This is a genomic window from Bacillota bacterium, from assembly GCA_023511455.1.
In the GTDB taxonomy this organism is placed as follows: Bacteria; Armatimonadota; HRBIN16; order HRBIN16; family HRBIN16; genus HRBIN16.
In genome coordinates this window covers 20,579-27,796 of the sequence record JAIMBJ010000039.1, presented here as the reverse complement: position 1 = coordinate 27,796, position 7,218 = coordinate 20,579, and the positions used below count along the sequence as shown (strand labels likewise).

Annotated in this window: 5 protein-coding genes; 1 reads left to right on the top strand and 4 read right to left on the bottom strand. The window is 60.2% G+C overall.

Translation table 11 applies throughout. The annotated features are described in order from the left end of the window. Positions 1-496: 496 nt before the first annotated feature. The 4 genes from K6U75_15080 to K6U75_15065 all read right to left on the bottom strand — a co-directional run bounded on the left by K6U75_15080 (position 497) and on the right by K6U75_15065 (position 5,367). Entirely contained in the window at positions 497-985 is a 489-nt protein-coding gene (locus K6U75_15080; protein MCL6476367.1) for a TIGR00725 family protein, read from the bottom strand. 10 nt (positions 986-995) lie between these two features. Next, a complete protein-coding gene (locus K6U75_15075) occupies positions 996-1,655 on the bottom strand; it encodes an SOS response-associated peptidase (protein MCL6476366.1) in 660 nt (219 codons plus the stop codon). A 115-nt stretch (positions 1,656-1,770) separates the two neighbouring features. Then, positions 1,771-5,130 carry a zinc-dependent metalloprotease gene (locus tag K6U75_15070; protein ID MCL6476365.1) on the bottom strand — a complete coding sequence of 1,120 codons (3,360 nt, stop codon included), beginning with the start codon at positions 5,128-5,130 and terminating at the stop codon, positions 1,771-1,773. A gap of 57 nt (positions 5,131-5,187) precedes the next feature. Continuing rightward, positions 5,188-5,367, bottom strand: a complete 180-nt coding sequence (locus tag K6U75_15065; protein ID MCL6476364.1) for a hypothetical protein — start codon at positions 5,365-5,367, stop codon at positions 5,188-5,190. 225 nt (positions 5,368-5,592) lie between these two features. Here K6U75_15065 and K6U75_15060 point away from each other — a divergent pair, with 225 nt between their 5' ends. Continuing rightward, positions 5,593-7,104, top strand: coding sequence for a mechanosensitive ion channel (locus K6U75_15060; GenBank protein MCL6476363.1), 1,512 nt, complete (start codon positions 5,593-5,595; stop codon positions 7,102-7,104). The last annotated feature ends 114 nt before the right edge of the window (positions 7,105-7,218 follow it).

The window sequence follows — 7,218 nt, the reverse complement described above, 5'->3', positions numbered from 1 at the left end:
GTGTCGGCGAGCTGTGCCTGCCATCGGTAGGGGTTGCCGGTGTTGGTTTCATTGGGCAGGGGTTCGTCATCGCCGATTCCGATGCCCGAGTTGGTGCCGCTACCTCCGGATGGTGGCAGGAGTGCGGCGGTGAGGACGGTCTGGTTCCACAGGTGGTGGAGCGTGGCAGCGTAAGCGGTGGTGGTGTTGGCGAGGAACAGCGCCAGCGAGGCAGCTGCCGCGAGGATACTGCCAAGCGTGGTTACCCCCCCCCCGCATTTGTAAGCAGGAATACAACAGAAAGAGCCAATGCGAGGGGTTTGGTCACAAAGCGTTTGCGAACACGGTTCATGATGGTTCCCCCTTCTTCATTTGGTTCTTTGGGGACAGTATATCACAGGGTCGTCGTGTTTGGCAAGGGATTTTGCGGGGAAGTGAGAGAAAATTTCAAGGGTAGCCCTCAGTCTTCGTCCCTATCAAGCAGCGGCGGCTTTTGTTGTTCCTGCTGGCAATGCCATCAGGATCCACGAATCTCCCGAAACGCCATCTCCACCGCCTCCTCAGGGGTTCGGGCGACATACAATGGCGAAGCCTCGTGCGAAGGCAGCTCCCACGAGTGCAGCAACACCACCGGCTTTCCCACCTTCAGCGCAAGTGCGATCTCCGACAACGTGCCGTAGCCGCCAGAGATAGCGATAATCGCATCGCTGGCGCACACGTTGATCCAGTTGCGCCCATCGCGCAAGCCGGTAAATATCGCCACGGCGATGTAGGGATTGGGAGGCGTCTCGCTGGCGTTCATGCCCGGCAAGATACCGATGGTGAGACCGCCCGCCTCTCTTGCCCCTCGCGCGGCGGCTTCCATGACCCCACCGCGCCCTCCACACAGCAGCACCGCTCCCCGCTGCGCGATGAGCGTGCCCACCCGACGCGCCATCTCGAAGGTCTGCTCGTCGCACTGCGACGCGCCCATCACCCCAATCACTATCCGATACGTACGCGGCATGGCGTCCCCCTCACACCGGCTGAATACACTGCGGGTCATCGTGATTTGGGTTGTTTACCCGAAAAGAGACGGCGAACGCCTCCAGTTCCCGCTCGGGATAGGGCTGCAACAGCGTGAGCAGTCGCGCGGGGTCTTTCAGGGACCCGTCCAGCCACGTCGCTTCGTGCTCGGGCGTCAGGATGGCGGGCATGCGGTCATGAATGGGGGCGATGAGCGCGTTTGGCTCGGTGGTGATGATGGTGCAGGTGCGCAGGGGCGAGCCGTCAGGCGATTGCCATTCGTCCCAAAGCCCCGCGAAGGCAAAGATCTCCCCATCGCGCCGTCGGATATAGACCGGCACGCGACGATTGCCCTCTTTACGCCATTCGTAGAACCCGTCGGCGGGTATGAGACACCTGCGCCGTACCAGCGAGTATTTGAACGCGGGTTTCTCTGCCAGGGTCTCCGCACGGGCGTTAATCAGCCGGTTGCCAATCTCAGGGTCCTTCGCCCAAAAAGGCACGAGCCCCCAGCGACAGGCTTCCAGTCTGCGTTCGCCGTTTTGCATGATGACCGCCACCGGCTGCGACGGCGCGATATTATATCGCGGCGGAAACTCGAGCAGAGCGACCTGCACTCCGAACCTTTGCGCGACCGCCTCCGGTTGTGTGAGCGTGAAACGTCCGCACATGGTATGTCCCCTTTTGTATGATAATACTCCATTAGGAACCGGCAAGGGAAGAGGGTTGGGGCGGCAGGAAGGTTACCGAAGCGCTAGCGTGTCCGACAACCTTCCTGCCTTCACTTTACCTGCGCGGCGCAGCCGTAGCCGCCTCGGGCTGAGCCAGCGAGCCGATGGTGTATTGTGCTTGCAGCACGCGGTCGATCTCGCTCAGCATCTCGTCCAGATGCACGCGCGTCGCAGTATCCAGCGGTCGGTTGCGCACCGCCTGAATCTGGCTCTTCAGCCGGCGCAGGTGATAACGCGCCAGCATTTTGGCGTCATCGGGCACCTCCGCATCGGGATTGACCAGCATGTCCGCCAGGGTGCGCAGGTAAGTCCGTTGCAGCAGTCTGCGCAGGGCAGGCACGTTCGTACCGTTGATGATTTCGGCGTTCACGGCGTTGCTCACCTGTTCAAACAGCGCGGTCATGGTGAGCGTCTCTTCCGGCTTCGACGCCTTGAACTCGTTGTTGGCAATCTGGCTGAGCGTGCGCTCACTGAAGAGCCGTCGCAGCGTCGCAGTCTGGATGCCGGAGATGGTATCGCGCACTGGCGCGTCCAGACGCGGACGGCTGGTGAGCATCTGTGTGTAGTCGGGATAGGGGTTAGGCGCGAGCTTCAGGTACACCTGCTTGGGGAAGTTGAACGCCTTCGGTGAGAAGACGTATTGCGTCAGCAGCGCCAGAGCCCGCTTCTGGTCGCGCGCACTGACGGGCATCACAGGCGGCTTCTCGTTGGGGTCGCCGCGATGGTTCTGGCGCAGATGCACCCCGCCCACGTATCGCGAAACCACGCTGGCGGCGCGCGCGTACATGGACAACAGCCCGTTGAAGGCGCGGGTCATCTCGTAGTAGTTCTCGCCCGGCTTCACCGCCTTGGCGGGCAGCTGGGGGATCATGGTGTTCACGTCCCGAAATACCGTCGCCCAGTACTCCAGCGGGTCTTTGCCCAGGTCGAAGCGGGTAATCAGCGGGTCGACGCTATCGGCGAACTCGTCGCCCATATACGCCAGCCCAGGCTCGGTGCCACGTCGGGCAATGGCGCGCAGCATGGGCAACTCCGCCTCCGGCGTGCGGGCTTTGCTGGGCTTGTAGCCGTATTCAATCGCCCAGTAGTCGTAGACACCCAGCCCCTGGTGCCAGTAGAAGGACTTTGGACTTCGCAGCGCCATGATGTTCACTGGCGTGTAGTCCATCACCGACGCCGACACGCCCATCTGCTGGATGCGTTCGCCATGGCACAGGTCTTTGGTGGAGTGCAGCGTGCTGGCGATGAAGTTGTGACGCAAGCCCAGGATGTGCCCCATCTCGTGGGCAGCGATGTCGCGGATGTACTGTTTGACGTACTCCTTTTCCGAGATGCGGGTGGATTTGGGCGACTGCATCAGCTTCATCGCCATTGCACCAAACCACGCGTGATACGCTGCCTCCTCCGCGATGTCGCAATGGAACGGATTCGCAGGCGACGGCTCCTGTTCGAACGCGCTCAGCGGGTTAATCATTCGCTTGAACTCGGCGCGGGCGAAGCGCGTCATGTTGGCATCGACGGTGATGCTGGCGTTGAGTATCTGCCCGGTCAGCGGGTTCGCGCGGAACAGCGCGACCGCATAGCCAGACGACGGCGATGTCACCCAGCGAATCACGTTGTAGCGCATATCCGCGTGGTCCCAGTCGGCGTCATCTGGCATCTGCCTGACCACGATGGCGTCCTTGAAGCCGATGCGCTCGAACGCCTTATTCCACCACAGAATGCCCTCCCGCACCGCGTCCCGATACTCTTCGGGGATGGCGTTGTCCAGCCAGAAGACAATCGGCTCTTTGGGCGGAGATAGCGGCGCGATGGGGTCTTGTTTCTCCAGATGCCAGCGCAGGATGTAACGCACCGTCTGCTCGACCTTGTCCTGCGTGAAGTCCTGAAACTCGGTCACGAAATAGCCGACTCGGGGGTCTGCCAGGCGCGGCATATAGCCGTTTTCGGGCAGGAAGAAGAGGTTATACGTTACCTCCAGCGGCAGGCTGCGGGGATCTGCCAGCGGCGCACCCGATGGCATGCCCGGTATTGCGAACGGCGAACCGCCTCCGCCTGCGCCAGTGCGGGTCAGATGATAGGCGGTCTGCACCACGAGGTTGTTTGGGAAGTTCTTGATGGCGCGGATGACGGTTTTTTCGCGGTCGATACTGTATGCTCCGCCCGCTGCCTGCGCCAACCGCGTAATCTGCGCGATGTCCGAACGGAACAGGTCGCTGACGTTAATCAGCAGGCGTTTCTGCTCCTCGTTTCGAGCCTCGATGCGGAAAGCCTCCAGATAGGCATCGGCAAAGGAACGCTTCACCGCACGGGCGATGGGTCGCCGCTCGTCCGCACGAAAACGGATATTCGGCACGACCATCAGCAGCTGCTCATCGCGGCGCACGAACTTGAACAGGATGTCGTCGATGGGGTTGCCTGCCGCCAGCGCATAGCCGCCCGTGCCTGTACTTTGCGTCACTTGCAGTAGAAGCAGTTTGTCCAGCTGCTCTTCGCGCACCTCCATGTAGATGGTGTCTTTACCTGCCTCTTTCTTACGGTACAGGGTGAACAGCCCCTCTATCTTCTCGTAGTCCTTGACCACCTCTTCGATGGTTTTCTCTTTCTTTTTGGGGGCTTCCGCAGGCTGTGCGGCGGCAGCTGAACCGCCAATGGGGCTGCCACCAGTGCGCTCCGCCCGCAGTGTGCCGTTGAAGGTGGGCGCCTGCTCCGAAGGCGAGAAGGGGAAGTTCTCCGTTGCCAGCTGCAGCACCACGATATCCCCCGAAGCCACTTCCACCCATACCTCGCCCTGCAAGGTCAGGGGCTTCTGTTTGTCTGTCTCGCGGTAGGTGTAGCGCAGCTTCGCTGTGTCCACGCCTTTCGCTTTTTCAAGCGCAAGTACCTCGTATTCCGCAACGGCGTTGGGCGTGCCTTTCTCGGTGTCCTCTTTGTATTCGCGCGTCCACTTGTCGCCCACACCTACGGGATTGGGTGAAAACACAATCTGCGTCGCCTGCATCAGACGCATCTGCGCCTTACGCTCCGCCTCGGTGGGTTCTCGTCCCCCTTCCCATCGGACGGAGACCAGCGTGCCGTCGGGCCTGGTGACGGTGATAGTGCGTCGCTTGGTAGCCTCCTCCTGGGATGGCATTTTTTGACCGTTGACGGTGACTTCCACCTCTTCATCTACGGACTGGCGGGTAATCTCGCCCGAGGCGGCAACGTCCAGAATCTCATCCACGGAGGTCTGCTTAATCAGTAGCTGGATTTTTTGTCCACCGAACTCACTGCTGAGGTCGGCTTCCAGACGGTAGGTCATCTTTTGACCCTTCTGCGCTTTGTACTGCAGCGTTACCTTATCCTGCGCAGTGGCTACTGCAGTAACCACCAGCCAGATGGCGGCAAGGATTGTAAAAGCGACAGTACGCTTCATACCTTTACTCCTTATAGTTATGGATTTCAGCGGCTACACCGCATGTAGCCGCGGGCTTTAGCCTGCGCCCATCTCTTCGCGCCCTGCAAGGGTGCAGCGACATCGGGAGATACCCTGGCAACCGAAAGCGGCGGGCAACGCCTTGCACACCCGCTCCGGCAGGTCCGAACCTCCGGAGGAGGTCTCGTTTGCAATCGCCAGCACACTCCGGTTACCGGCACAGACCGATTTCCGCAAATCTCCTGCTAGCAGTATAGATTATGGCACATTCGGGAGGCATACGCGCTCAACAGCAGTTGTGGCAGAATGCGCCCCGGAACCATACGCAGCCTCCCACACGGATAAAGTCGCTTTTTGCGTTTGATGTAAGAAAAGATTCTATGCTACAATAGTTACGGGTTCCCGATGAATCGCCCATCAGAAGGAGCTACACCAATCTTTGAGAGACGGAGGTGAACTCGCATGAACACCCAACCGTTAACTCTGCAAGACACCCTTCAAAGCATCGTTGCGCACGTTCCCCAAATGTTGGCAGCGATAGCCACCTTGATAGTGGGCTACGTTGTCGCGCTGATTTTGGGAGCAAACGTGCAACGACTGCTGCGCCGCGCGGGGATGGATGCCCGTCTGCGAGGCTGGCTGGGTGATGAAGCGGAGGGAGAAACCGCGCGCTTCTCCACGTGGGCTGGCAAGTTCGTGTACTATGTGGTGATGCTGTTTGTGCTCATCGCGTTTTTCCAGATACTGGGCTTGACCATGCTCACGGCTCCGCTCAACCGCTTTCTGGAGCAGGTGTTCGCTTACGCTCCTCGTCTGGTGGGAGCGCTATTGCTACTCTTTGTGGCGGTGGTGACGGCGCGCATCGCACGGGCGGTCGTGCAACGTTCGTTAACTGCTGTGCGTCTGGATGAGCGTCTCGCGGTGGAGCCGGGCGAAGAGGCAAAACCGGTGAGCCGGGGGGCGGCAAACACCGTGTACTGGCTGGTGCTGGTACTGTTCCTGCCTGCGATACTCGGCGCGCTGGGGCTAACCGGGTTGATGGCACCTGTCCAGCAGATGCTGGACAAAGTGCTGGATGCCTTACCAAATGTGTTGACAGCCGTACTGGTCGTGGTTGTGGGGCTATTTGTAGCACGGCTGGTAAGACGCATTATCGAAAACCTGAGCACCTCGATTGGCGTGAATCAGCTGAGCGAACGCATCGGTCTGGCTTCTCTGTTGGGGCGATACACTCTCGCCAGCGTGATAGGCTGGACTGCGTACGCCCTCGTGCTACTGTCCGTGATTGCCGCTGCTCTGCAAGTGCTGGCATTTGAGGCGTTAACCACGCCCGTCAGCAACATGATCGACCGCATGATTACTGCACTGCCCGCGTTCTTCGGAGCTGTGCTGGTGCTGATTGCGGGCTACGCCATCGGACGCCTGACGAAAGGGGTGGTCAGCAGTCTGCTGACAGGTATCCGCTTCGACGCTTTTGTGCAGAGCGTGGGCATCCGTCTGCCGGAGGGAGCGAAAACCCCTTCTGAGCAGATGGGGCAGCTCGTTCTGGTGGTCGTGGTGTATTACGCGGTGATGGAAGCGTCGAAGATTCTGGGACTGACCCTTGTAGCTGATGTGCTGCGTAACTTCCTGTCGTATGCGGGAAACATCGGCGCAGGGCTTGCCATCTTCGTGCTGGGGCTGTATCTGGCGCAGGTGGCGGCAAGTGCTGTGCGCGCCAGCGGAATGGGACAGGCAAACCTGCTTGCCGGGTTAACGCGCGCGGTGGTGCTCATCTTCGTGGGCGCAATTGCCTTGCGACAGATGGGCATTGCCGATGAAATTGTGGTGATTGCATTTGGATTGCTGATGGGCGCCGTAGCCGTTGCGGCGGCGCTGGCGTTCGGTCTGGGTGGACGCGAAATCGCCGCGCGTGAGCTGGAAAACTGGCTCAGTCGCCTCCGCAGCAGCGACCGTTCCAGCAGCTCGCAATAACCCCCATGCCCTCTTCTCTCCAGTGGGAGAGAAGAGGGCTTTCAACTCGCCCCGTGTTGCAGCTCTCGGGTACCCGTGTTATAATGAAGACAAGCGGACAGGGATTGTGCATCT